Source organism: Rahnella sp. CJA17(1/100) (assembly GCF_963881615.1).
Taxonomy (GTDB): Bacteria; Pseudomonadota; Gammaproteobacteria; order Enterobacterales; family Enterobacteriaceae; genus Rahnella; species Rahnella aceris.
Window position 1 is genome coordinate 439,801 of record NZ_CAWOJA010000033.1, and the last position, 25,255, is coordinate 465,055.

Here is a 25,255-nt window from a genome sequence, read left to right on the forward strand (position 1 = left end):
TTTAGCGCTAAGTCCCTCAGTTTCGCGACATAACCGAGTGTTTCTACCCGCCGGGTGTCTGCATTTCGGCCAGTTCAGGCATCACGCCGCGCATCATTTCGAGGAATTTGCGCAAGCGCGCCGGATAATAACTGGAATACGGATAGACCAGATAAACCGGCAGCGGCAAGGCGTTCCAGCCGGGTAATACGCGCTGTAAACGTCCTTCGGCGATGTCTTCTTTGACGATCCACGCAGACACAATGCCCGCCCCTAATCCCGACAACGCGGCCTTACGCATGGCGTATAAACTGTCAGTCGCCATACGCGGCGCAATGTTGCAACTTTCCATTCTGCCGTCATTGTCATGTTTTAGCGTAAATTCGTTGCGGTAATACGTGCTGAAAGAAATCCAGGGTAATTTTGCCAGTTCGCTGACCCGGGTAACCGGATGCTGCCGCAGCAGTTCCGGCGTCGCCACCACAATACGTGGCACCTCGGCCAGCAAAATGGCCACCATCGACGGATCGGCAACATTCCCCACCTGAATGGCGCAGTCAATATCTTCAGAAATGAAGTCCGGCGTGCGGTCATTCAGCATCCAGTCGACGGAAAGATTCGGGTATCGCTGTAAATAACGGGTCAGCGGCGCGATCAGCTGGTCCTGCCCGAACGCATGCGGCGCACGCACCCGCAGGGTCCCCACCGGTTCATCACCCGCCCCGCTTAGTTGATCTTCCAGCGAGACCCAGCGTTCGAGTAATAATTTTGCCTGCTCATAACACCGCTGGCCGTCGTCGGTGAGCTTCATCGCGTGGGTGGTGCGCAGGATAAGTTTCGCGCCCAGCAGGCGCTCGAGTGACTGCAAACGGCGACTGACGGTCGGCTGGCTGGTGCTCAGTTGCGCCGCAGCCGCAGACAAACTGCCGCTTTCCACAATACGCACAAAAGTTTGCATCAGGTCGATACGGTCAATACCGCTGGTGACGGGTGTATTCATACGCCTCACGTATAACAGTTTTACCTTTCTGCAGGCTACCACTTATAACCATTCGGGTGAAGAATGCATTCCACGCACTTACGGCTACAAACTTATTATTCAGGGGTCACGTTATGTCAGAACTTACCAGCACATCCCATGTTGAGGGATCCGCCCTGTCGGGCAAAATCATTTTTACACTGGCCGCCGGTGCGGGGTTAAGCGTCGCCTCGATTTACTACAGCCAGCCGATGCTCGGCATTATGGGCGGTAATCTGCAAGCCAGCACCACGTCCGTCGGTCTGATTCCAACGCTCACACAGGCCGGTTACGCATTGGGGATTCTGTTTCTCATTCCGCTGGGTGACCGCCATGACCGCCGCACCATTATTCTGCTGAAAAGCATTTTACTGGCCGCTGCGTTGTTGCTGTGTGGTTTTGTGCCAGGCATTCACGGTTTGCTGGTCGCCAGCCTGATCACCGGTATCGGTGCCACCATGGCGCAGGATATCGTGCCCGCCTCGGCGCATCTGGCGCCAGCCGCACAACGGGGGAAAACGGTCGGCACGGTGATGACCGGTCTTCTGGTCGGGATTTTGCTTTCCCGCGTACTCAGTGGTTTTGTGGCCGAATATTTTGGCTGGCGGGTGATGTATCAGCTGGCGGCGCTGAGCGTCGCGCTGATTGGCGTTGCGCTCTGGCGGGTATTGCCGCGTTTCAAACCGGATACGCGTATCAGTTATGCCGGTCTGCTGCACTCGATGTTTGGCTTGTGGAAAAACTATAAAACACTGCGTCATGCCGCACTGGCTCAGGGTTTGCTGTCCGTCGCGTTCAGTGCCTTCTGGTCAACGCTGGCGATTATGCTTAACGAACAGTTCCATCTGGGCAGTGCAGTGGCCGGGGCATTTGGTCTGGCGGGTGCAGCAGGGGCATTAGCTGCGCCACTGGCCGGGGCGTTAGCCGATAAGAAAGGCCCGGCGCGGGTCACGCAAATGGGTTCTGCACTGGTGATGATTTCTTTTGCGGCGATGTTCCTGTTACCGCTGTTGTCACCGCACGCTCAGCTGGCGCTGATTGTGCTGAGCGCCATCGGTTTTGACTTAGGTATTCAGGCCACGCTGGTGGCACATCAGACGCTGGTGTATGGCCTTGAACCAGCGGCACGCGGCAGACTGAATGCCCTGCTGTTCACCGTGGTGTTTATCGGCATGTCAGCCGGTGCGGCGCTGGGCAGTAAAGCGCTGGCAACCGGTGGCTGGACGGGTGTGGTGGCGCTGGCAACGATTGCGGCCGGTGCGGCACTCTTGCTACGTCTGTTCAGCCGTAAAAACTGAAAGATGAGATAAAAGAAAAGCGCCCGCAGCTATTCACTGCGGGCGCTTTTTTACGTCAGAAATATCAATGCCTGAGGATGTACATTTCCTGACTGTAAGCCACATCCTCCGGGTTATTAATCGGATAGCCTTTCACCCAGGGTTTGATCAGTCGGCCATTGGTGTACTGATAAATCGGCGCAATGGGGGCCTGCCCGGTAATAATCTGCTCGGCTTTGTTGTAGTCATTATTGCGGCGCGCTTCGCTGGTTTCACGGCTGGCGTCACTGATGACTTTATCGTATTCCGCATTGCTGAATTTGCTGATGTTGCCGTTATGTGTGGACGTCAGCAGCGACAGAAACGTCGAGGCTTCGTTGTAATCGCCGACCCAGGACGCGCGGATCACATCGAAATTACCGGTGTTGCGGCTGTCGATGTACGTTTTCCATTCCTGATTCACCAGTTTCACATCGGCACCCAGCGTCTTTTTCCACATCGATGCCACTGCGATGGCAATCTTCTGATGGCTTTCCGAGGTGTTATACAGCAGCGTCAGATGCAGCGGTTTTGACGGGCCGTAACCGGCCGCCGCCAGCAGGCTTTTCGCCTGTGCGTTCAGTTCTTCCTGTGAATATTGCTGCAGCTCACTTTCAGCCGGTTTAAAGCCGTTGGTCACATCCGGCGTAAAGCGCCACGCCGGTTTTTCGCCCGTGCCCAGCACTTTTTCAGCAATAATTTTACGGTCAATACTCAGTGAAAGCGCCTGACGCACACGGACGTCGTCAGTCGGCGCACGGCGGGTATTGAAGGCGTAATAATAAGTGCCGAGCTGATACGGCGTGTAAACCTGCCCCGGCAAATCGTGCAGCAATTTTTTGTACTGGTCTTTCGGGAAGGACTCGGTGATGTCGATATCATTGGCCAGATAACGTTTCGTGGCGTTGGATTCTTTGTTGATCGGCACGAAGGTGACTTTCGTCAGCACCGTGCGGGCATGATCCCAGTAATACGGGTTCGGTTCCAGCACCAGCTTTTCATTGACCACGCGGTCTTTCAGCACATACGCGCCGTTGCCCACCAGATTGCCCGGTTTGGTCCATTCATCACCGTATTTTTCAACAGTGGCTTTATGCACCGGGAACAGGCTGAAATTCGCCAGCAGACTGACGAAATAAGGCACCGGTTTATCCAGAGTAACGCGTAAAAGCGTAGGGCTGACGGCGGTCACACCCAGTTTATCCACCGGCATTTTCCCGGCGATAATCGCATCCGCATTAGCAATGCCGGCCAGCCCGGCAAACCACGCGCCGGATGATGACCCTTTCGGATCCACCAGACGCTGCCAGCTATAGACAAAATCCTGTGCGGTCACCGGATCGCCGTTCGACCATTTGGCGTCTTTGCGTAAAGTGAACAGGAACACCTGATTGTTCTGGTTTTGCCAGCTTTCCGCCACGCCCGGAATATTTTTCCCGGTGGCGTCCTGATTCACCAGCCCTTCGAATAAATCACGCGCCACCTGCGCTTCCGGCAGGCCGACAACTTTAGCCGGATCCAGTGAGGCGGGTTCGTCTTTAATGTGACGGACAATTTCCTGTTTGGTAGCGAGCTGGGAACCGGCAGGAACCTGAGCGGCGATAGCCTGACTGGCAGTCAGCGCCACCAGCGCGGCGCATGCGGAATACGATAAAAGCGGAAATGGATTTCCCTGCAGCATAAATTCTCCTGAACTGACAAAGGGCTACGCCCTGAAACATTCACGAGTTTTATCATTACCGGTAATAATTCCCTATAAGAAATCATTACAGATTTGCCTTCGCGCACAAAACCGCCGGGTTTGGTGAATAAAAAGCCGGGCGAAGTCAGTCCGAACCGGCAACGTCAATGCCACCGCAGTGAAATTTCATGGCCGGTTCGACGTCCTGAGCCAGCCAGGTCGGGCCATCAAGGTCAATAAACTTAGCCCCTGCCGTCAGCGGTAATGCTGCGCGAACCGCCCGTGACGTGCACAACATGCAGCCGAGCATAATCTCAAAACCCTGTTCACGTGCGGCTTCTGCCAGCACCAGTGCACCGGTGAGTCCACCGGTTTTATCCAGTTTAATGTTCACCATGTCATAGCGGTTTTTCAGCGCCGGTAAGCCTTCAACCGTATGACAGCTTTCGTCAGCGCAAATCGGCAGCGGGTGGATAAAGTTTTCCAGTACCGAATCCTCACCGGCAGGCAGCGGCTGTTCAAGCATCAGAATGCCGAGGTCAGCCAGCAACTGACAGCGAGCCGCCAGCCCGTCGCTTTGCCAGGCTTCATTGGCATCGATAATCAGCGAGGCGTTCGGCACGGCGGCACGCACCGCCACCAGCCGTTCGGCAATCAGGCGGTCATCAAGTTTGATTTTCAGCAGAGTCGCCCCCTTTTGTTGTAAGGCCAGCGCCGCTTCCGCCATCGCTTCCGGCGAACCGATACTTACTGTCTGCGCCATGCTGATGGAAGGCAGCGGTTCAGTGCCGGTCAGTTGCCATAAATTCAGGCCACTGGTCTGGGATTCAAGGTTCCACAGCGCACAGTCCAGCGCATTGCGGGCGGCGCCTGCCGGAAGTATCTGTTGCAATTTTTCGCGGCTGGCACCCTGTTCTATAGCGGTAACGACGCTGGCGATTTGTGCCATTACCGAGGTTTCGCTCTCGTCATAACGCGGATACGGCGTGCATTCCCCGACGCCGCGAATGCCGTTTTCTTCTATTTCGACCACCACCACCCGCGCTTCAGTGCGGCTGCCACGGGAGATCACAAACGGCGTATGTAACGGCCAGGCTTCAGGATAAAAGCGAACACTTCTCATAGCGTCTCCAATAGTGAAATGCGCCCTGCGGGATACAATCAATACATACAACTTATTAACAAATAATCTATATCCAACATAGCATTGTTCCCCTAAACTGAAAGCCGTTTGACTCAAATGGAAATAGGAAATAATCATGACCCAGACAGTACACTTTCAAAGCAACCCGGTTAGCGTTGCAGGCAAAATCCCTCAGAAAGGCGATGTTGCTAAGCCTTTCACCCTGGTCGCTAAAGATCTTTCTGATGTCAGCCTGAGCAGCTTCGCGGGCAAACGTAAAGTCCTGAACATTTTCCCAAGCATCGATACCGGCGTTTGCGCCACGTCCGTCCGCAAATTCAACCAACTGGCGGCTGACATCGACAACACTGTGGTGCTGTGCATTTCTGCTGATCTGCCCTTCGCACAGTCCCGTTTCTGCGGCGCGGAAGGCCTGTCCAATGTGATTACCCTGTCCACCCTGCGTGGCGGTGATTTCAAATCCGAATACGGCGTGGGCATTACCGATGGCGCGTTGTCCGGTCTGACTGCCCGTGCAGTTGTGGTGCTGGATGGTCAGGATAACGTGTTGTACAGCGAGCTGGTGAATGAAATCACCACTGAGCCTGACTATGAATCTGCGCTGGCTGTGCTGAAATAATCACTTTTTAGCAGATAAAAAAAAGCAACGGCGTAATCCGTTGCTTTTTTATTGTGCATAATTTCTGAACCGGGAATTACTCGTCGCTGTCGCCCGTTTCGCCACGACGACTGCTGAGGCCGTATTCGCGCAGTTTGTTAGCAATAGCCGTGTGTGAGACGCCCAGACGTTTCGCCAGTTTACGCGTGCTCGGATAAGTGCGGTAAAGCCGGGTCAGCACGGAGCGTTCGAAACGTTTGCTGATGTCGTCAAGCGAACCGTTCAGTGCTTCCTCACCTATCGTCACTTCAGCGTCAAAGTCCGGCAGAACGATGTCCTGCGGGCGTAGCTCTCCGCCTTCCAGTTGCGTCAGCGCACGATAAATGGCATTTTTCAACTGGCGGACGTTGCCCGGCCAGCCGTAGTGCGTCAGGTAATTCGCCAGTTGTGAAGACAGTTTCGGACGCGGCATCCCCTGTTCATCCGAGAAACGCGCCACGAACAGTTCCGTCAGCGGCATCACATCCGCAGGACGGTCGCGCAGCGGTGGCAGTGTCAGGCTCAGCACGTTCAGGCGGTAATACAGATCCTCACGGAACTCGCCGCGCTGCACCAGTTCCACCAGGTTTTTCTGAGTGGCGCACATCACGCGGACATCCACTTTCACTTCGTGCTCTTCACCCACGCGACGGAACGTACCGTCATTGAGGAAGCGCAGCAGTTTGATCTGCATTCTCGGCGACATTTCACCGATCTCATCGAGCAGCACGGAGCCGCCGTTAGCCTGTTCAAAGAAGCCTTTTTTGCCTTCCAGCGCATTCGGATAAGCGCCTGCCGCGTAGCCAAACAGCTCACTTTCTACGACGTCATCCGGCAGCGACGCACAGTTCAGACCGAGGAAAGGTTTTTTGCCGCGTGCGCTGCGCAGATGGCAGGCGTGCGCCAGTAAATCTTTACCGGTGCCGGTATCACCGACAATCAGCAGCGGCGCATCCAGCATGGCAAGTTTACGCGCCTGATCCAAAACGTGACGCATTTTGGTGCTGACTGCGACGATGTGGTCAAACTCACTGTCATCGTTAACAGTCAGATCCTGCAACTGACGTCCCATGCGGGCAGCCGATTTGAGCATGACGACAGCGCCGGCAATTCCGCCTTTTTCATCTTCGTCATCCACATGTATTGGCGTGAGATCCATCAGGAAATCCTGGCTGCGGATCACAATACGTTCGGTGTGTGGCTGGGCATTTTCGCTTTCCAGCCAGCGCGTGACGTTGTAACCGGTGATCAGATTCGCTGCTGTCACATTGCGGATTTTGTCTTCATCAAGTTCAAACAATGCCATCGCCGACGGATTGGCCTGCTCGACCTTGCCTTTCATATCAATGGAAAAAACCGGTTCCGGCATGGAAACCAGTAAAGCGCGTAACGCACGATGCTCCCGTTCGGAAGGCATGAACGACACGGTACGGACGTCCGTCACGCCGTCAATGCGGCGGATTTCAGCCATCAGGGCGCGAAAAGTATCAAAATCCAGTTGGGAAAAATTCAGGTAAATACGGCCAATCGAGGCAATCTCGATACCGCGTAAATCAATACTGCGTAAAACCAGTAAATCGAGGAGTTCACGGGTGAGACCCAGGCGGTCTTCGCAAAAAACTTCCAGACGCATCAGTGTTGACCTTTTTCTGCCGGTGCGGAAATCGCTGCAGGCATAATACTCTTTCATGTACACCGGAAGAAGAGACTGTCACGAAAAGTTGACAAAATAATTCGCTGAATGACATCTGACTGCCATGATGATCGGGTAAGGATTTTGCTTTCATAGTGATTTCTGCTGACAGCATCCGGCACATGTTGGTTTCGCCATCCCGCCTTTTTCTGCTACTATCGCCCTTCTGATTTCATCGCCAAATGGTTCCCGACTATGAAGTTCGTCTCCTTTAATATCAATGGATTGCGCGCACGTCCACATCAGCTTGCGGCAATAATCGAACAGCACCAGCCTGACGTTATTGGTTTACAAGAAACCAAGGTGCATGACGATATGTTCCCGCTGGAAGAAGTCAGCCAGCACGGGTATCACGTGTTTTATCACGGGCAAAAAGGCCATTACGGCGTTGCCATGCTGACCAAGCAAGAACCCGTCGCTGTACGCCGTGGTTTCCCCGGTGATGATGAAGAATCTCAGCGCCGCATCATCATGACCGATATCGAAACGCCACAAGGCATTCTGACGGTCATCAACGGTTACTTCCCGCAGGGTGAAAGCCGCGACCACCCGACTAAATTCCCGGCAAAAGAGAAGTTTTACCGTGATTTGCAGGATTACCTGACCACCAGTTTGTCGGTGAACAATCCGGTCGTGGTGATGGGCGATGTGAATATCAGCCCGACCGATCTGGACATTGGTATCGGCGAAGACAGTCGCAAACGCTGGCTGCGCACCGGTAAATGTTCGTTTCTGCCGGAAGAACGTGAGTGGATGGATCGCCTGAAAGGTTGGGGTCTGATCGACACCTTCCGTGCCGCCAACCCCGACACCGCTGATAAATTCTCGTGGTTTGATTACCGTTCACGCGGCTTTGATGAAAACCGTGGTCTGCGTATTGATCTGATCATGGCGAGCACGCCGCTGGCCGCGCGTTGTATCGCCACCGGGATTGATTACGATATCCGCGGGATGGAAAGGCCGTCTGACCATGCGCCAATCTGGGCGACGTTCGACCTGAAGTAATGACCATGAAAACGATTGACGTGGTCGCCGCCCTGATTGAGCGCGAGGGCAAATTACTGCTTGCCCGAAGGGATGCGTCCGGCGATCAGGCCGGTTTGTGGGAATTCCCCGGCGGCAAAGTCGAAGCCGGGGAAAGCCAGCCTGCTGCATTAGTGCGCGAGTTGCAGGAAGAAATGGACATCACTGCCACGGTGGAAGATTTCATCGCTACCAGCGTTATGCAACAGTCTGAACGGTTGATTCGTTTGCATGGCTGGCGGGTCAGCGGGTTTACCGGCGAGATTAGGTTACAGTGTCACTCTGAAATCTGTTGGGTAACGCCGGATGAGGTGCTGTCGTTTGAACTGGCACCGGCGGATATCCCGCTGGCACAAGCTTATCTGGCGAAATTTGCCGGTTAGCGATCATGGCAAATAAAAAGGCGCGGACTGTTGCCAGTTCCGCGCCTTTTTTGTCTGAACATTTTAAGAAAGCCTTATTTCTTCAACACTTGCCATTTCAGTTCGTTGGTGCCCACCACATTCGGATCACGGGAACACTGCAGGACCACGCTGTCTGCCGTGACAACGGCCCCCTCGCTGTAACTCTGGTTGTTGTAGATACAGCAATTGTGGCAGGTTGGCGCGCTGTTATTGTTGTTGCCGCTGTTCTGCCAGATTTGCGGCGGCAATGGCACAACGACATCCGTACCGTTGCCGATATTGCTGCGGTTCGCCATCGCCGGTGCAGCCAGCAACGCGGAACTGATCAGCGCTGCCATCAGAACTTTACGGATAAAAACATTATTCATCACTGTTTGCTTCCTTCCCTTTGGTACTCGCTTTGCGGCGTTTAGGGGCGCTTTTGCCTTTCGCCACAGCGCCCGCCGGTTTGGAAGGCAGACTGCGGAATGCCGAAGACACCCGGTTCGTTTTGGCCTGCATGATGAGATTCTGCAACGTCGCGACCAGCGGTTGCATGAAATCCTGATAACGGCAGCTCTTTTCACTGATACGCGTCAGCGTGGATTCCCAGTCAGCGGTCATATCCGGGCGGGCGGCGATGTCCGGCAGCGAGTGGATCAGCGCGCGGCCGGTATCGCTGGAATGAATATAGCGCCCTTTCTTGTACAAAAATTCGCGGCGGAACAGCAGCTCGATAATCCCGGCACGCGTTGCTTCCGTACCTAATCCATCTGTCGCACGCAGGATTTTTTTCAGTTCTTTATCCTGCACAAAACGCGCAATCCCGGTCATCGCGGAAAGCAATGTAGCATCGGTAAAAGGCCGCGGCGGCTGGGTCTGGCGTTCAACCACTTCTCCGCGCTCGCACAACAGTTCGTCACCTTTGGCCACCACCGGCAGCGGCGTGCCTTCGTTTTCCTCGTCGCGTTCTTTACTGCCCAGCAACGTGCGCCAGCCCGCCTCGGCCAGAAAACGCGCTTTGGCGATAAATTTACCGCCCGCGATATCCAGGTCGATAACACATTTGCGGTAAACCGCATCCGGGCAGAACTGCATCAGATACTGACGCGCCACCAGACCGTAAATTTTGCGTTCGTCATCCGTCAGGTTGACGTTGCTGCTGCGCGCCGTCGGGATAATCGCATGGTGCGCATCAACCTTTTTGTCATCCCAGCAACGGTTACGTAAATCGGTATCCACGGCCGGTTGTGGCATTAGGTCAGGCCGGTGAACGCCAATGGCATTCAGCACGGCATGACGACCGGCAAAATGCTCTTCTGGCAGGTATCGGCAATCCGAACGCGGATACGTAATCAATTTGTGCGTTTCGTACAATTTCTGGCAGATATCAAGGATCTGCTGGGCGCTCAGCCCAAAGGCTTTAGAGCCTTCAATCTGCAATGTAGAAAGCGAAAACGGCAACGGCGCAATATCATTCTCACGCTTGTCATTATAGCCGGTGACCATCGCCGGTTGTCCGGCAATGCGCGCCACAACGTGATCGGCCAGCGGACGGTGCAGCAATCGCCCTTCTTCATCCTGATACGGCTCGCAGGAATCACTCGGCTGCCACAGCGCGACAAAGCGCTCTTCGGCAGGCGTGACGATATGCGCTTTTACTTCAAAGAAATCTTTCGGCACGAAGTTTTCGATATCTTCATCGCGACGGACCACCAGTCCGAGAACCGGTGTCTGTACGCGTCCGACGGAGAGCACGCCGTTGTAACCGGCGTTGCGCCCCAGAATGGTGTAGGCGCGGGTCATATTGATGCCGTAAAGCCAGTCGGCACGGGCGCGGGCCAGCGCGGAAACACACAGCGGAATAAAGTCACGGTTGTCGCGCAGCCGCTCAATAGCGCGTTCGACGGCCTGCGGGTTGAGATCGTTAATCAGGCAGCGCTGAGTCGCGTGACGTTTTTCCGGCGTCAGTTCGAGATAATCCAGCACTTCATCCACCAGCAACTGCCCTTCGCGATCCGGGTCACCGGCGTGGACAACCTGCGAGGCCTCGAGCAATAAGCGTTTAATCACGTTGAGTTGTTTGGCGACGGAAGAACGCGGCTGAAGCTGCCACTTTTCAGGAATGATCGGCAAATCGGCGAGCGACCAGCGCGCAAAGCGGCTGTCGTAGGCATCGGGCTGCGCCTGTTCGAGTAAGTGGCCGACGCACCAGGTCACCACCTGATCGTTGCCACAGGCAATATAACCATCGCCCCGGCGATGAGGTTTCGGCAGGACATCCGCAATCGCGCGGGCAAGGCTGGGTTTTTCGGCAATGAACAGACGCATCAACAGGCACCTGTTTGCGGTGTAATCGCGACAAAGATTTCCATTATCCCACCCTTCATTTCACTACGTCCTCATCATGCAGAGTGGCTATGTTAGCCGCTGACGGCGTAATTAGTAAGATGGTTACAAGGATCCGCGACGGCGGTCGCTCATTTAGGCAGCAAAAAACCGGTTTAATCGGAAAAGGCCGATCAAAACCGGTTAATAAGCGAGCGGTCTGATTTTACAAATGCGTGACGAATGGCGTGCTGTCGGCCGGGATCACCTGCAAACTGGCTTTCAGTTGCGGTGTACCGAGATACAGGAAACCGACGATTTTATCGTTTTCACCACATTTGAATGTCTTGCGCACGTCCGGATGATCAGTCCACGCGCCGGTACGCCAGATGCCGTTAAAACCCTGCGCCAGTGCAGCCATCTGCATGGCGTGAACCGCACAACCGGCGGAAAGCAACTGTTCCCATTGCGGTACTTTAGGACTTTCTTTGCACACGGCAATCACGGTAATAATTTGCGGTGCGCGCAAGGGCGCCTGCGTGGCTTTCTCAATGGCTTTTTCATCCGCGCCGTCTTTTATGGCGGCCGCGCGCAGTACCTCACTGAAACGGGTCAGGCCGTCGTTTTCAGCAATGACAAAACGCCAGGGTTGCAGGGCACCGTGATCCGGGGCGCGCATACCCGCATGGATGATGTTTTGCAGCGCTTCACCGGCCGGTGCCGGAGCAGCCAGGCGGGAAGCAGAACGGCGGTTGAGTAATAAGTCCAAAGCGTCCATGATGTTCTCCTGAGAATAATTGCTATTTGAATTACGTTAACATAATCGTAACGCCTTTTTCCAACGGTCAACTGGCTTTCAGATAATGCATCACTGCCAAACTCTGACATGATTTAAAGCTGACATTTTTCTGGCGGGTCATTAGGATAGCGGGACTTATCTGTCTTGTTGGAGAGACCATGCGCACATTGTGGCGAATTATCGCCGGTTTTTTTAAGTGGACCTGGCGTCTTCTTAATTTCGTCAGAGAATTTATTCTCAACGTATTCCTTATTCTCATTATTCTGGCTGGTGTTGGCATCTGGTATGCCGTGCAGGACAAGCCTGTCGAAACGACCCAAGGTGCACTGCTGGTTGATCTCAGCGGCTCAGTGGTCGACAAGCCTTCCGTCAATAATAAAGTCCGTCAGTGGGGCCGCGAATTGCTGGGCACGTCGAGCAGCCGCTTGCAGGAGAACTCGCTGTTTGATCTCGTCGAGACCATCCGCTCCGCTAAAGACGACAAAAACGTTACCGGGATTGTGTTACAGCTGACCGATTTCACCGGCACCGACCAGTCTTCACTGCAGTACATCGGTAAAGCGCTGCGTGAATTCCGCGATGCAGGCAAACCAGTTTACGCCATCGGCGACAGCTATAACCAGTCACAATATTATCTGGCCAGTTATGCCAACAAAATCTATCTGTCGCCACAGGGCGCGGTCGATCTTCACGGTTTTGCCACTAACAATCTGTATTACAAATCCCTGCTGGATAAGCTGAAAGTCACCACCAATATCTTCCGCGTCGGAACCTATAAATCTGCCGTTGAGCCATTGATCCGTGATGATATGTCTCCTGACGCCCGTGAGGCAGACAGCCGCTGGATTGGCGGATTGTGGACCAACTATCTCAATACCGTGTCAGCCAACCGTCAGATCACGCCCGAACAACTGTTCCCGGGTGCGGCGGGCGTGCTGGCGGGTATGCAGGCAACCGGCGGTGATATGGCGCAATATGCGCTGAAAGCCAAGCTGGTTGATGCACTGGCGTCACGCACCGAAGCCGACAACGAGATGGTGAAAGCCTTTGGCTGGAACAAAGACACCAAAGACTTTAATTACACCAGCATTTACGATTATTCACCGAAGCCAAAACCGGACAACAACGATCCGCAAATCGCGGTTATCTTTGCCACCGGTGCAATTAACGACGGTGAAGAACAACCGGGCGCAGTCGGTGGCGACACCACGGCACAGCAAATTCGTGATGCCCGTCTGGATCCGAAAGTGAAAGCGATTGTCTTGCGCGTTAACAGCCCGGGCGGCAGCGTCAGCGCTTCTGAAGTGATCCGTTCCGAACTCGCGGCTGCAAAAGCCGCAGGCAAACCGGTTGTGGTTTCAATGGGCGGTATGGCGGCATCCGGCGGTTACTGGATTTCCACACCAGCCAACTACATCATCGCCAGCCCGAGCACCCTCACCGGCTCCATCGGTATCTTTGGTGTAATCAACACGTACCAGAACACGCTCGATTACGCGGGTGTGCATACCGACGGCGTGGCAACGTCACCGCTGGCGGATATCGCTTCCACCAAAGCGCTGCCGCCGGAGTTCTCGCAGATGATGCAACTCAATATCGAGAACGGTTATAAAACCTTCCTCGGTCTGGTTGCCGATTCACGCCACAAAACGCCTGAGCAGATCGACCAGATCGCCCAGGGCCACGTGTGGATCGGTTCAGATGCCAAAGCCAATGGCCTGGTTGATGAGCTGGGTGATTTCGATGACGCCGTGAAGAAAGCCGCTGAACTGGCCAAACTGCCAAAATGGCAACTGAACTGGTATGTCAGCGAGCCAAGCCTGAGCGACCTGGTATTCTCGCAGGTCAGCGCATCGGTTCACGCTATGTTACCGGCGGCAATCCAGGCGTATCTGCCTGCGCCGGTGAGCAAAATGGCCATGGCGCTGAAATCACAGGCTGACCTGTTCAGCAACATGAACGATCCGCAGAACCGTTACGCACTCTGCCTGACCTGTGGTGATGTGAAGTAACGTTCCGTTTTGGGATAATGTGGGATAAAGAATCGCCTTAATGCACAGCCCGGAGCTTCTTGCTGAGAACTCCGGGCTTTTTTAGGGTGGGACGTCAGCCACGAAGCCTTTATACTTAGCGCAGTTGCTTTCACCTTTCTAAAAAAGAACATCTTCGATGACTAAAAAATCTATTTACGTTGCCTATACCGGCGGCACAATCGGTATGCAGCGTTCTGAACAGGGTTACATTCCGGTGTCCGGCCATTTACAACGTCAGCTGGCGCTGATGCCTGAATTCCATCGCCCTGAGATGCCTGAATTTACCATTCAGGAATACGCGCCTCTGATGGATTCCTCCGACATGACACCGGAAGACTGGCAGCACATCGCCGATGATATTCAGGCGCATTACGACGACTACGACGGTTTTGTTATCCTGCACGGCACCGACACCATGGCATTCACCGCTTCTGCGCTGTCGTTCATGCTGGAAAATCTGAGCAAACCGGTGATTGTGACAGGGTCACAGATTCCGCTTGAAGCGTTGCGTTCTGATGGTCAGATCAATCTACTGAACTCGCTGTATATCGCCGCGAATCATCCGGTCAACGAAGTCACCCTGTTCTTCAACAACCGTCTGTATCGCGGCAACCGCAGCACCAAAGCGCACGCAGATGGTTTCGATGCATTTGCCTCACCGAACCTTTCGCCGCTGCTGGAAGCCGGGATCCACATCCGCCGACTTTCCACGCCGTCACTGCCTGAAGTGCCTGCGGCGAAGCTGAAAGTGCATCACATCACGCCACAACCGATCGGCGTGGTAACGATCTACCCGGGCATTTCCGCCGAAGTGGTACAAAACTTCCTGATGCAACCGGTAAAAGCGCTGATCCTGCGCTCCTACGGCGTCGGTAATGCCCCGCAAAAAGGTGACCTGCTGAAAGTGCTGAAAGACGCATCTGAGCGCGGCATTGTGGTGGTTAATCTGACGCAATGTATTTCAGGGCGCGTCAATATGGGCGGCTATGCTACCGGCAACGCCCTCGCCCATTCCGGCGTGATCAGCGGGTTTGATATGACCGTGGAAGCGGCACTGACCAAGTTGCATTATCTGCTCAGCCAGTCACACACTCCCGAGGAAATCCGCGAACTGATGCAGCAAAACCTGCGCGGCGAACTCACCGAATAAATAAGAGGGCGATATGAAATCTGCTTTGTTGCTGGTCGATCTGCAAAATGATTTTTGTCGCAGCGGCGCGCTGGCCGTGACTGACGGCGACGCCACGATTGCGGTTGCCAATAAGATGATGACATGGTGTAAAAGCCATGACATCGCCGTGGTGGCATCGCAGGACTGGCATCCGGCCGGACATCGCAGCTTTGCGGTGAATTCCCACGCGGAGCCCTGGACGTCGGGCGAACTGAACGGTCTGCCGCAGGTCTGGTGGCCGGTTCACTGCGTTCAGCGCGAACCGGGCGCTGAATTTCACCCGGGGCTGAACCTGCCGCAGGTGGATTTTGTGGTGCAGAAAGGCACCAATCCTGACATCGACAGTTACAGTGCGTTTTTCGATAACGGACATCGTGCTGCTACGATGCTCAATGACTGGCTGCAAGCGGCGCAGATTACACATTTGTATGTAATGGGGCTGGCGACGGATTACTGTGTGAAATTCACGGTGCTGGATGCGCTGGAGCAAGGCTATCAGGTGACACTGCTGACCGACGGTTGCCGTGGCGTCAATCTGCAACCCGAAGACAGTGCTGAAGCGGTTGAAGCGATGCGTAAAGCGGGGGCAAAAATCAGTACCTCTGAGGCAGTAACAGGCTGAATTTGTCTTCCCGTCTGACTTGATAAAGGCGCTTCAGCGCCTTTATCAGCAAACAGCACTTTCGCAACCCGCCCACTTACTCCGGCTTCAGTTTAATCAGCGTATCCTGCGTAAATTGCTGTTTCAGTTCCTGCTTGCTTTTGGTGACAATCTGCCCGTCCGTGCCAATGCTCATGTGCTGGGCATCAACATTGTGACGCGACTGATACAGCATCACGGCCTGCAGGCTGTGCTCTTTCTGTTCCGGCGTCAGCGCGACACCGTCCGGCCACTTTCCGAGTTCAACTGCCTGCGCGAGACGTGCGTAAATTTCCGGCGTCATTACATCAATAAGTTGATTAATTTCCATCTGAGCACCTTGTGTTCATCTGTATTATTCAAACGGTTTTGAATAATAGCTGAATCGATTTTGTCGGTAAAATTACATCACCATTTTCTTGCGAACTAACCGCGGGTTTTATTGCCACTTTTGCCATCCGTAAAGCTCATTGAGGCAGAGTTTATGCAGTAACGTTCACCTGTCGGTTTCGGGCCATCCGGGAAAACATGCCCCAGATGAGCTTCACAGCGGGAGCAGCGGATTTCGACACGCGCCATTTTATGCGAATTATCAGTGAGATATTTGATCGCATCAGGGTTAACTGGCTGATAAAAACTTGGCCAGCCACAGCCGGAATCGTATTTGGTATCGGAGTAGAACAACGCTGACTCACAGACCACGCAATGATAAATCCCTTCGCGGCGGTTGTGCAGCAACTTTCCGGAGAACGGAGGTTCTGTTCCGTGTTCCTGCGTGACATAACGTTGAATTTCAGTGAGTTGCTCAAGTGTAGGGGAAGATTTGGCTTCAATGCTCATGATTCTCGTTCTCTGACGAATATAAAAATCAACTTAAATAACAGTTTATAATAACAAAAAATTAACAACGAGTCTGCCCGTTTTGTCCTAAACTGTATGGCATCAGCGTTAGCCCGCTTGCAACTTGTGATGGCGATCACACTCCTGATCTTCCGGCTCTTTATATTCTGTTTTTCGCCCCCATGTGGTTGTGAGCCGATTTAAAAACGGAACGTGCAATAAGCGAGCAAGAGTAGGTCGTCGCTTTGACTTACAGCAATAATTGACACGATTCCGCTTGACGCTCAGCAAGGTTTTTGTAATTTTACAACCAACCTTTTATTCACTAAAAAAATAGCTGGTGGAATATATGACTATCAAAGTAGGTATCAACGGTTTTGGCCGTATCGGTCGCATTGTTTTCCGTGCTGCTCAAGAACGTTCTGACATCGAGATCGTAGCAATCAACGATCTGTTAGACGCGGACTACATGGCATACATGCTGAAGTACGACTCAACTCATGGTCGTTTCAACGGTACTGTTGAAGTTAAAGACGGTCACCTGGTTGTTAACGGCAAAACCATCCGTGTTACCGCTGAGCGTGACCCAGCTAACCTGAAATGGAATGAAGTTAACGTTGACGTTGTAGCTGAAGCTACTGGTCTGTTCCTGGATGATGCGACTGCTCGTAAGCACATCACTGCAGGCGCTAAGAAAGTTGTTCTGACTGGTCCTTCTAAAGACAACACCCCAATGTTCGTTATGGGTGTTAACCATAAAGAATACGCAGGTCAGGAAATCGTTTCTAACGCATCTTGCACCACTAACTGCCTGGCACCACTGGCTAAAGTTATCAACGACAACTTCGGTATCGTTGAAGCACTGATGACCACTGTTCATGCAACTACCGCAACTCAGAAAACCGTTGATGGCCCGTCTCACAAAGACTGGCGCGGCGGCCGCGGCGCATCCCAGAACATCATCCCTTCTTCTACCGGTGCTGCTAAAGCAGTAGGTAAAGTTATCCCAGCTCTGAACGGTAAACTGACGGGTATGGCGTTCCGCGTTCCTACTCCTAACGTTTCTGTTGTTGACCTGACTGCACGTCTGGAAAAACCAGCGTCTTACAAAGAAATCTGCGCAGTAATCAAAGCAGCTTCTGAAGCAGGCGATCTGAAAGGCGTTCTGGGCTACACCGAAGACGACGTAGTATCTACCGACTTCAACGGCGAAAAACTGACTTCCGTATTCGATGCGAAAGCAGGTATCGCGCTGAACGACAACTTTGTGAAACTGGTTTCCTGGTACGACAACGAAACTGGCTATTCAAACAAAGTATTGGATCTGATCGCTCACGTTTCCAAATAATTGGTTATGTGAATGAACTGATTGAAGGGCGACGCAAGTCGCCCTTTTGCTTTCTGTCGGATGCACTTTTTTATCAGCACATGAGTGCGATCAAACAGACGGGTTTGGTTCATGTGTAGTCTTGGTTCTAAATCGTAATTGTTTAACCCTGACAGGATTTTAGATAATGACAGAACAACTCTTTTCTCTTCCGATCGTAAACCAAATCTCTACCTCCGTTAGCCAGCGTCTTGTCGACGAACTGCCGGTACTCGTGGTGACTCATCCGAAAGTCCGTGCTGCCATTGCCCTGCAAGGTGCACATCTGTTGGCATGGCAGCCTGAAGGCGAAGAGCCGGTGCTATGGATGAGCAGCGCCAGCGCGTTCAAAGAAGGCGTTGCGATTCGTGGCGGTATCCCTATCTGCTGGCCGTGGTTTGGTCCGGCGGGCAAACCCTCACACGGTTTTGCACGTAACGTTGCGTGGGAACTGACTGACCACAAAGAAACTGACGAAAATGTGGTACTGACCTTAACGCTGAAAAGCTCCCCTGAAACACTGGAATTATGGCCGCATGCATTCACGCTGACGGCACGCTTCACGCTCGGCGCAACCTGCCACATCGAGCTGGAATCAACCGGTGATTTCGAAGCCAACAGCGCCCTGCACACCTATTTCAACATTGGCGACATCGCCGATGTCACTATTAAAGGCCTGGGCAACAACTTTATTGATAAAGTCGATGGCGCGAAAGCCAAACAGGAAGACGGTGATCTGACCTTCACGGGCCAGACTGACCGCATCTACACCCAGCCGCAAGCCACCAGCGAAATCGTTGATCCGGTTCTGAAACGTACGCTGGTTGTCGCACATGAAAATAACGCCGATGTGGTGGCCTGGAATCCGGGTTCTGCACTGTCGGTGAGCATGGCTGATATGCCGGATGACGGATATAAAACCATGGTGTGCGTTGAAACGGCGCAAGTTTCCCATACACACACCTCTATGCATGCCGCGCCAGCGCGTCTGGCAGTGACCTTCTCTGTCCGTAAATAACCGGTTTAGGTTTGCAGCAAAGATGACAAAGGGGCCAGATGGCCCCTTTTTATCGTCTGATGACCGATGTGAATGATTGACTTCAAACCATATCCAGCGGCGTTTTATGATTCGGTGCCGGGAATACTGTGTCAATTCGTGCTATTTCATCGGCCGTCAGGCTGAGCGTCAGCGCCGCCGCATTATCTTTCACGTGCTGCGGTTGTACCGCTTTAGGAATAGCGATCACGTTACCGGTGCGCGTTACCCAGGCCAGAGCAATCTGCGCGCTGCTGACACCCCGAGCGTTGGCGATTTCCTGCATCACCGGTGCAGTCAGGACGTTGTGACGTAACTTGCCGGCCTGCGCCAGCGGGCAATAGGCCATAACGGGAACGCTGTGCTCCTCACACCATGGCAGCAGGTCAAACTCAATGCCACGGGCTGCCGCGTGATACAGCACCTGATTGGTCATGCATGCATTGCCTCCGGGGATTTTCCACAGCGCCTGCATATCGTCAGTATCAAGATTAGAGACACCCCAGCGCCGGATTTTGCCGGATTGCTGCAATTTTTCCATCGCCGCGACAGTGTCATGTAGCGGAATCGAACCACGCCAGTGCAACAAATACAGGTCTAGACAATCTGTTTTTAAACGCTTCAGACTTTGCTCACAGGCGGCGATCGCTTTCGCGCCACCGGCATGATGCGGATACACTTTTGACACCAGAAACACGTCATCACGCCGCCCGGATATCGCTTCACCGACCACCCTTTCCGCACCGCCATCCGCGTACATTTCTGCGGTGTCGATCAGCGTCATACCGGCATCCAGCCCTTGCTGCAAGGCCTTCACTTCGGCACGGAGATCACTGTTCCGTTCCCCCATATACCAGGTACCTTGTCCGATTGCGGGTACTGTCGTGCCATCAGGCAATTGCACGGTCTTCGCTTTCATCTGTTTCCTCCGGTTGGGTCATAGCTGAAAAGTTAATTCGATTCTTTGAAAATTTACTGATCTATAAATGTGCAAATGGGGCGATACGCCCCATTAATGTGCAATATGTTCACCATAATGGTGCATTGCCTCAGAAGGTGTAAGTCACACCCGTCCACAACACGCCAGTCCAGTTATTTTCGATGATCGGGCTGTCGGTCACTTCACTGGACAGACGCAGGTAGCGGCCGGTCACGAACCCTTGCCATGCAGGCGTGAAGTTATATTTTGCGGAGACTTCAACATACGGGCTGAAGCTGTCGTTCGGGGAATAGCTGTGGAAGCCACTGCGACGGGATTCGTCTTTGGTCACGCCATAATAATACTGGGTGAGATTCGAGCTAAACCAGGTCACACCAAAGCCCGGCACCACAGCCCAGTTAGAGCCTTTAATGGCATACAGGTAGCCCAGGTCAGCAGTCATGCCATTGCTGGTATCCAGCGTATCCGCATTGAAGCTGGCGCGGAGGGTACCCCACTCGGCGTTATGCGAATAAGCCAGACCGGCCATCAGCGTTGAGTGACGTTTATCGAGGCGCTTCATGCGCTTATCGTCGCTGTCGCTTGGATCAAAGCTCAACGGGAAATAGCTGGCGGTGACGCTCAGTTTGTTGGCGTCATCATTCCACAGGTAATAGCCCGCCATCAGGGTGTGGAAATAGAAATCATCATTGTCGTAATTGATGATCGGTACCGGGTATACGTGGTCATTATTACCACGGTACGGATCCGGAGCGACCAGCGCAGATGCACCCGCCTGCCAGGTTCCCGCCACGGCAGCATGACTGCAAAGCACTGCCGCGCTAACGATGGACAGTGTTTTTAGATTGATCATTTTCATTGTCTTAATTCCATTAAGTAAAAAAACGTCGCTAGTGTAAATGAACCTTAAACGTCACGCTTAGCAATTCTGGGTCTATAAAAAGACATATCCAGAAAAACCGGGGCGATCGCACAATTTAACTGCAAAATATGAAATAAAAATGACTAAAGAAACAACTTCCGCTCTGCAGGGCACGTCCTGTAAGGCTTTTCAGAGCATTCCGCACAACTGAGTCATTGATATGACTTAAAAAACGCCAAAACCAGAGAGGAAATTTTCTTAATGCCAAACTACGCTTATAAATAGATGAAAGACTTAGCCTGAACGGTTGCCCGTCCCACCGAATAAAGACAGTTCTCAAACCATCGAGATTGTCGCTTTCCAAGGGGTTTTGCAAGTTGGCATAAGGGTTGCTGTATTTCAGGTGGGAGATCTTTCTTCCGGGAGCGCTGAAAAAAGCTCTCATTAACCTGTGCGTTACCCGAATCATTGGAATTGCAGCAAGGCGGCAAGTGAATGATTCCCGATGAGCTTACACAGTTAAGTGACCCGGGTGAACAAGCGAAGCCAACGAAGGTGCGGTTCCAAAGACGAAGGGTAAAATAACGAAGGACGGGCATCGTATGAACATATTTGACCATTATCGCCAGCGCTATGAGGCTGCCAAGGACGAAGAGTTCACACTGCAGGAATTTCTTACCATTGCACGGCAAGATCGCAGTGCTTATGTCAATGCGGCGGAACGTCTGTTGATGGCAATCGGTGAACCAGCGATGGTAGATACCGCGCTTGAACCACGCCTGTCGCGTTTATTCTCGAACCGTGTTGTTGCACGTTACCCTGCATTTGAAGAATTTTACGGCATGGAAGAGGCTATCGAACAGATTGTCTCCTACCTGAAACACGCCGCGCAGGGTCTGGAAGAAAAGAAACAAATCCTTTATTTACTGGGCCCGGTGGGTGGCGGTAAATCGTCACTGGCCGAACGGCTGAAATCCCTGATGCAACGTGTACCGATTTACGTGCTGAGCGCCAACGGCGAACGCAGCCCGGTAAACGACCATCCGCTGTGCCTGTTCAATCCGCAGGAAGATGCGCATATTCTGGAAAAAGAATACAACATTCCTCCGCGCTATCTCGGCACCATCATGTCGCCATGGGCGGCAAAACGTCTGCATGAATTCGGGGGGGACATCACGAAGTTTAAAGTCGTGAAAGTCTGGCCGTCGATTCTCGAACAAATCGCCATCGCCAAAACGGAACCGGGCGACGAAAACAACCAGGACATCTCCGCACTGGTCGGGAAAGTGGATATCCGTAAACTGGAAAACCACGCGCAAAATGATCCTGATGCTTACGGTTATTCCGGTGCTTTATGCCGCGCTAACCAGGGTGTGATGGAATTCGTTGAGATGTTTAAGGCACCGATTAAGGTGCTGCACCCGTTACTGACGGCGACACAGGAAGGTAACTATAACGGTACCGAAGGGATCTCCGCCCTGCCGTTCAACGGCATTATTCTGGCGCACTCCAACGAATCTGAATGGGTGACGTTCCGTAACAACAAGAATAATGAAGCTTTCCTTGACCGTGTGTACATCGTGAAAGTGCCTTATTGCCTGCGCGTGTCTGAAGAGATGAAAATCTACGACAAGCTGCTCAGCAACAGTGAACTCTCGCATGCTCCTTGTGCACCGGGAACTCTGGAAACGCTCGCGCGTTTCTCGATTCTCTCGCGCCTGAAAACGCCTGAAAACTCCAGCAGTTATTCCAAAATGCGGGTGTATGACGGTGAAAGCCTGAAAGATACCGACCCGAAAGCCAAGTCCTATCAGGAATACCGCGATTATGCGGGCGTAGATGAAGGCATGAACGGGCTGTCGACGCGCTTTGCGTTTAAAATTCTCTCCCGTGTTTTCAACTTTGACCATGTAGAAGTGGCTGCCAACCCGGTGCATTTGTTCTACGTGCTGGAACAGCAAATCGAGCGCGAACAGTTCCCGCAGGACATCGCTGAAAAATATCTGGAGCACTTGAAAGGCTATCTGATCCCGAAATACGCTGAGTTTATCGGTAAAGAGATCCAGACTGCTTATCTGGAATCCTATTCAGAATACGGACAAAACATTTTCGACCGTTATGTTACCTACGCTGACTTCTGGATCCAGGATCAGGAATACCGCGATCCGGATACCGGCCAACTGTTTGACCGTGAATCGCTGAATGCCGAGCTGGAAAAAATCGAAAAACCGGCCGGGATCAGCAACCCAAAAGATTTCCGTAACGAAATCGTCAACTTCGTGCTGCGTGCCCGCGCCAATAACAGCGGCCGCAATCCAAACTGGACCAGTTACGAAAAACTGCGTACGGTCATTGAGAAAAAAATGTTCTCAAATACCGAGGAATTACTGCCAGTTATCTCGTTTAACGCCAAGACGTCGACAGATGAACAGAAAAAACATGATGATTTTGTCGACAGAATGATGGAGAAAGGATACACACGCAAACAGGTACGCCTGCTGTGTGAATGGTACCTGCGCGTAAGAAAATCCTCGTAACAGAAGATCGTTGGCAACGTCGTTTGGGGGAAATATGACGTATTTTATTGACCGTCGGCTGAATGGCAAGAATAAAAGCGCGGTGAACCGCCAGCGCTTTTTGCGCCGCTATAAGTCGCAAATCAAACAGTCGATTGCCGAGGCCATCAACAAGCGTTCGGTTACCGACGTGGATAGCGGGGAATCCGTTTCGATCCCCAATTCCGATATCAACGAGCCCATGTTTCATCAGGGTCGCGGTGGCTTGCGCCACCGTGTTCATCCCGGCAACGACCACTTTGTGCAGAATGACCGCATCGAACGACCGCAGGGGGGCGGTGGTGGCGGCAGTGGTCAGGGCGATGCCAGCAAGGATGGTGAAGGCGAAGATGAGTTTTCATTCCAGATTTCAAAGGACGAATATCTCGATCTGCTGTTTGAAGATCTGGCGCTGCCAAACCTGAGAAAAAACCAGCATAAACAGCTGAATGAATTTAAAACCCACCGCTCCGGTTACACGTCTAATGGCGTACCGGCCAATATCAGTGTGGTGCGCTCTTTGCAAAACTCGCTGGCCCGCCGCACGGCGATGACAGCGGGTAAAAAACGCGAGCTGCGTGAGCTGGAATCGACGCTGACCGAGGTCGAGCACAGCGAACCGGCACAATTACTGGAAGAAGAACGGCTGCGTAAAGAGATTGCTGAGCTGAGGGCAAAAATTGCCAAAACGCCTTTCATCGATACCTTTGATTTGCGCTACCGTAACTATGAACGTCGCCCCGAGCCTTCGAGCCAGGCGGTGATGTTCTGTCTGATGGATGTCTCCGGTTCGATGGATCAGGCAACCAAAGACATGGCCAAACGTTTCTATATCCTGCTCTATCTGTTCCTGAGCCGGACGTATAAGAACGTCGACGTGGTCTATATCCGTCACCATACACAGGCTAAAGAAGTGGATGAACAGGAGTTCTTCTACTCGCAGGAAACCGGCGGGACCATCGTTTCGAGTGCACTGAAACTGATGGATGAAGTCATTCAGGAACGCTACGACCCGGCGCAGTGGAATATTTATGCTGCGCAGGCCTCCGATGGCGATAACTGGGCTGACGACTCCCCGCTCTGCCATCAGCTTCTGGCACAGAAGATCCTGCCGATGGTGCGTTATTACAGCTATATCGAAATCACCCGCCGCGCCCACCAGACGCTGTGGCGTGAATACGAAGTGCTACAGGAGAAATTCGATAATTTCGCCATGCAGCATATCCGTGAACAGGAAGATATTTATCCGGTATTCAGGGAGCTGTTTCATAAGCAGGTTCAGGATCATTAATGTTTAGCCTTTAAAAACAGCCGGTTAAGTTACTTTTACTGGCTGTTTCCCTTCACTTTTGAGTACATATCCCCTTTCAATGAGATCAACAACTTACTCTTTGTTTTGGTGAAGATTCTCTTTCCAGTCGTCCACATCATACCGTTTCATATGACGCAACAGCAGAGTGAGTAAAATAATTTATTGATGAAAAAAGTAAATATCACCATTTATGAACGTATTTATTGGCAAATCATTTCAAAAGTGATGGGCATGCGAAAATAAAGTTACTATGGACTTCTCACCGGCATGCCTGCAAATGAAGTGGTCAACAAAAACTGGCCACAGTTTTAGAGTTTTTCCAGAACAATCGCTCTGACTCATTGGGTGTTAAGCCACCGTTATATTGGTGGCGTCTGAGCTGGCTGTAATAACCAATGATGTAATTTGTTATTGATCTATTTGCTTCGCTAAAATTAGCGTATCCACAGTTCGGTACCCATTCTGATTTCAGGCTGCGAAAAAATCGTTCCATTGGGCT

Annotated in this window: 23 protein-coding genes; 11 read left to right on the forward strand and 12 right to left on the reverse strand. The window is 52.6% G+C overall.

Annotated elements, in window-relative coordinates:
- Positions 1 to 43: 43 nt before the first annotated feature.
- Complete coding sequence (locus AACU55_RS16605) at positions 44 to 979, reverse strand: LysR family transcriptional regulator (protein WP_013575378.1); 936 nt, start codon at positions 977 to 979, stop codon at positions 44 to 46.
- 113 nt (positions 980 to 1,092) lie between these two features.
- On the opposite strand from AACU55_RS16605, the gene AACU55_RS16610 reads away from it, so the two are divergent.
- Positions 1,093 to 2,295 (forward strand): MFS transporter, encoded by a 1,203-nt coding sequence (locus AACU55_RS16610; RefSeq protein WP_013575377.1) that lies wholly within the window; start codon positions 1,093 to 1,095, stop codon positions 2,293 to 2,295.
- A gap of 64 nt (positions 2,296 to 2,359) precedes the next feature.
- On the opposite strand, the gene AACU55_RS16615 is transcribed toward AACU55_RS16610, so the two are convergent.
- Positions 2,360 to 3,994: an ABC transporter substrate-binding protein gene (locus AACU55_RS16615; protein ID WP_134705790.1), complete on the reverse strand. Its 1,635-nt coding sequence runs from the start codon at positions 3,992 to 3,994 to the stop codon at positions 2,360 to 2,362.
- 145 nt (positions 3,995 to 4,139) lie between these two features.
- A complete protein-coding gene (gene ycjG / locus AACU55_RS16620) occupies positions 4,140 to 5,117 on the reverse strand; it encodes an L-Ala-D/L-Glu epimerase (RefSeq protein WP_015689899.1) in 978 nt (325 codons plus the stop codon).
- A gap of 136 nt (positions 5,118 to 5,253) precedes the next feature.
- On the opposite strand from ycjG, the gene tpx reads away from it, so the two are divergent.
- Positions 5,254 to 5,757 carry a thiol peroxidase gene (gene tpx / locus AACU55_RS16625; RefSeq protein ID WP_013575374.1) on the forward strand — a complete coding sequence of 168 codons (504 nt, stop codon included), beginning with the start codon at positions 5,254 to 5,256 and terminating at the stop codon, positions 5,755 to 5,757.
- Positions 5,758 to 5,833: 76 nt separating this feature from the next.
- Here the strand turns inward: tpx and tyrR are convergent, their stop codons facing one another.
- A complete protein-coding gene (gene tyrR / locus AACU55_RS16630; RefSeq protein WP_015689897.1) occupies positions 5,834 to 7,408 on the reverse strand; it encodes a transcriptional regulator TyrR in 1,575 nt (524 codons plus the stop codon).
- Positions 7,409 to 7,663: 255 nt separating this feature from the next.
- On the opposite strand from tyrR, the gene xthA reads away from it, so the two are divergent.
- On the forward strand, positions 7,664 to 8,473 hold the full coding sequence (gene xthA / locus AACU55_RS16635) for an exodeoxyribonuclease III (protein ID WP_013575372.1): 810 nt from the start codon (positions 7,664 to 7,666) through the stop codon (positions 8,471 to 8,473).
- Positions 8,473 to 8,874, forward strand: coding sequence for a pyrimidine (deoxy)nucleoside triphosphate diphosphatase (locus AACU55_RS16640; protein ID WP_134705791.1), 402 nt, complete (start codon positions 8,473 to 8,475; stop codon positions 8,872 to 8,874). The genes xthA and AACU55_RS16640 overlap by 1 nt, the downstream gene beginning before the upstream one ends.
- A 74-nt stretch (positions 8,875 to 8,948) precedes the next feature.
- Here the strand turns inward: AACU55_RS16640 and AACU55_RS16645 are convergent, their stop codons facing one another.
- The 3 genes from AACU55_RS16645 to AACU55_RS16655 all read right to left on the reverse strand — a co-directional run bounded on the left by AACU55_RS16645 (position 8,949) and on the right by AACU55_RS16655 (position 11,980).
- Positions 8,949 to 9,263 carry a DUF1496 domain-containing protein gene (locus AACU55_RS16645; protein ID WP_013575370.1) on the reverse strand — a complete coding sequence of 105 codons (315 nt, stop codon included), beginning with the start codon at positions 9,261 to 9,263 and terminating at the stop codon, positions 8,949 to 8,951.
- Positions 9,256 to 11,205 carry a DNA topoisomerase III gene (locus AACU55_RS16650; RefSeq protein WP_013575369.1) on the reverse strand — a complete coding sequence of 650 codons (1,950 nt, stop codon included), beginning with the start codon at positions 11,203 to 11,205 and terminating at the stop codon, positions 9,256 to 9,258. Before AACU55_RS16650 ends, AACU55_RS16645 begins: the two co-directional genes overlap by 8 nt.
- A 223-nt stretch (positions 11,206 to 11,428) precedes the next feature.
- A complete protein-coding gene (locus AACU55_RS16655) occupies positions 11,429 to 11,980 on the reverse strand; it encodes an NAD(P)H nitroreductase (RefSeq protein WP_134705792.1) in 552 nt (183 codons plus the stop codon).
- A 179-nt stretch (positions 11,981 to 12,159) separates the two neighbouring features.
- Here AACU55_RS16655 and sppA point away from each other — a divergent pair, with 179 nt between their 5' ends.
- From sppA to pncA, 3 genes are all read left to right on the forward strand, one after another.
- The gene (gene sppA, locus AACU55_RS16660; RefSeq protein WP_013575367.1) at positions 12,160 to 14,013 is read left to right on the forward strand and encodes a signal peptide peptidase SppA; all 1,854 of its coding nucleotides are present in this window, start codon (positions 12,160 to 12,162) and stop codon (positions 14,011 to 14,013) included.
- 157 nt (positions 14,014 to 14,170) lie between these two features.
- The gene (ansA, locus tag AACU55_RS16665) at positions 14,171 to 15,184 is read left to right on the forward strand and encodes an asparaginase (protein ID WP_013575366.1); all 1,014 of its coding nucleotides are present in this window, start codon (positions 14,171 to 14,173) and stop codon (positions 15,182 to 15,184) included.
- Between the two features lie 13 nt (positions 15,185 to 15,197).
- Positions 15,198 to 15,827, forward strand: coding sequence for a bifunctional nicotinamidase/pyrazinamidase (gene pncA / locus AACU55_RS16670; RefSeq protein ID WP_134705793.1), 630 nt, complete (start codon positions 15,198 to 15,200; stop codon positions 15,825 to 15,827).
- 76 nt (positions 15,828 to 15,903) lie between these two features.
- Here pncA and AACU55_RS16675 read toward each other — a convergent pair whose 3' ends face one another.
- Positions 15,904 to 16,176 (reverse strand): YeaC family protein, encoded by a 273-nt coding sequence (locus AACU55_RS16675; protein WP_015689892.1) that lies wholly within the window; start codon positions 16,174 to 16,176, stop codon positions 15,904 to 15,906.
- 95 nt (positions 16,177 to 16,271) lie between these two features.
- A complete protein-coding gene (msrB, locus tag AACU55_RS16680; RefSeq protein WP_037033918.1) occupies positions 16,272 to 16,685 on the reverse strand; it encodes a peptide-methionine (R)-S-oxide reductase MsrB in 414 nt (137 codons plus the stop codon).
- 349 nt (positions 16,686 to 17,034) lie between these two features.
- Between msrB and gapA the strand changes: the two genes are divergently transcribed.
- Positions 17,035 to 18,033 carry a glyceraldehyde-3-phosphate dehydrogenase gene (gapA, locus tag AACU55_RS16685; RefSeq protein ID WP_013575362.1) on the forward strand — a complete coding sequence of 333 codons (999 nt, stop codon included), beginning with the start codon at positions 17,035 to 17,037 and terminating at the stop codon, positions 18,031 to 18,033.
- Positions 18,034 to 18,199: 166 nt separating this feature from the next.
- Positions 18,200 to 19,069, forward strand: a complete 870-nt coding sequence (locus tag AACU55_RS16690) for a D-hexose-6-phosphate mutarotase (protein ID WP_134705794.1) — start codon at positions 18,200 to 18,202, stop codon at positions 19,067 to 19,069.
- An 82-nt stretch (positions 19,070 to 19,151) separates the two neighbouring features.
- Here AACU55_RS16690 and AACU55_RS16695 read toward each other — a convergent pair whose 3' ends face one another.
- Together AACU55_RS16695 and AACU55_RS16700 are read right to left on the reverse strand one after the other, a co-directional pair.
- Positions 19,152 to 20,006, reverse strand: coding sequence for an aldo/keto reductase (locus tag AACU55_RS16695; RefSeq protein ID WP_134705795.1), 855 nt, complete (start codon positions 20,004 to 20,006; stop codon positions 19,152 to 19,154).
- A 130-nt stretch (positions 20,007 to 20,136) separates the two neighbouring features.
- Positions 20,137 to 20,886 (reverse strand): MipA/OmpV family protein, encoded by a 750-nt coding sequence (locus tag AACU55_RS16700; RefSeq protein WP_037033915.1) that lies wholly within the window; start codon positions 20,884 to 20,886, stop codon positions 20,137 to 20,139.
- Positions 20,887 to 21,491: 605 nt separating this feature from the next.
- Between AACU55_RS16700 and yeaG the strand changes: the two genes are divergently transcribed.
- Positions 21,492 to 23,426 (forward strand): protein kinase YeaG, encoded by a 1,935-nt coding sequence (gene yeaG / locus AACU55_RS16705; protein WP_013575358.1) that lies wholly within the window; start codon positions 21,492 to 21,494, stop codon positions 23,424 to 23,426.
- Between the two features lie 34 nt (positions 23,427 to 23,460).
- Positions 23,461 to 24,735, forward strand: coding sequence for a YeaH/YhbH family protein (locus tag AACU55_RS16710; RefSeq protein ID WP_013575357.1), 1,275 nt, complete (start codon positions 23,461 to 23,463; stop codon positions 24,733 to 24,735).
- A gap of 307 nt (positions 24,736 to 25,042) precedes the next feature.
- Here the strand turns inward: AACU55_RS16710 and AACU55_RS16715 are convergent.
- Positions 25,043 to 25,255: IS3 family transposase (locus AACU55_RS16715; protein WP_167686142.1), on the reverse strand; the 213-nt coding region annotated here is incomplete at its 5' end.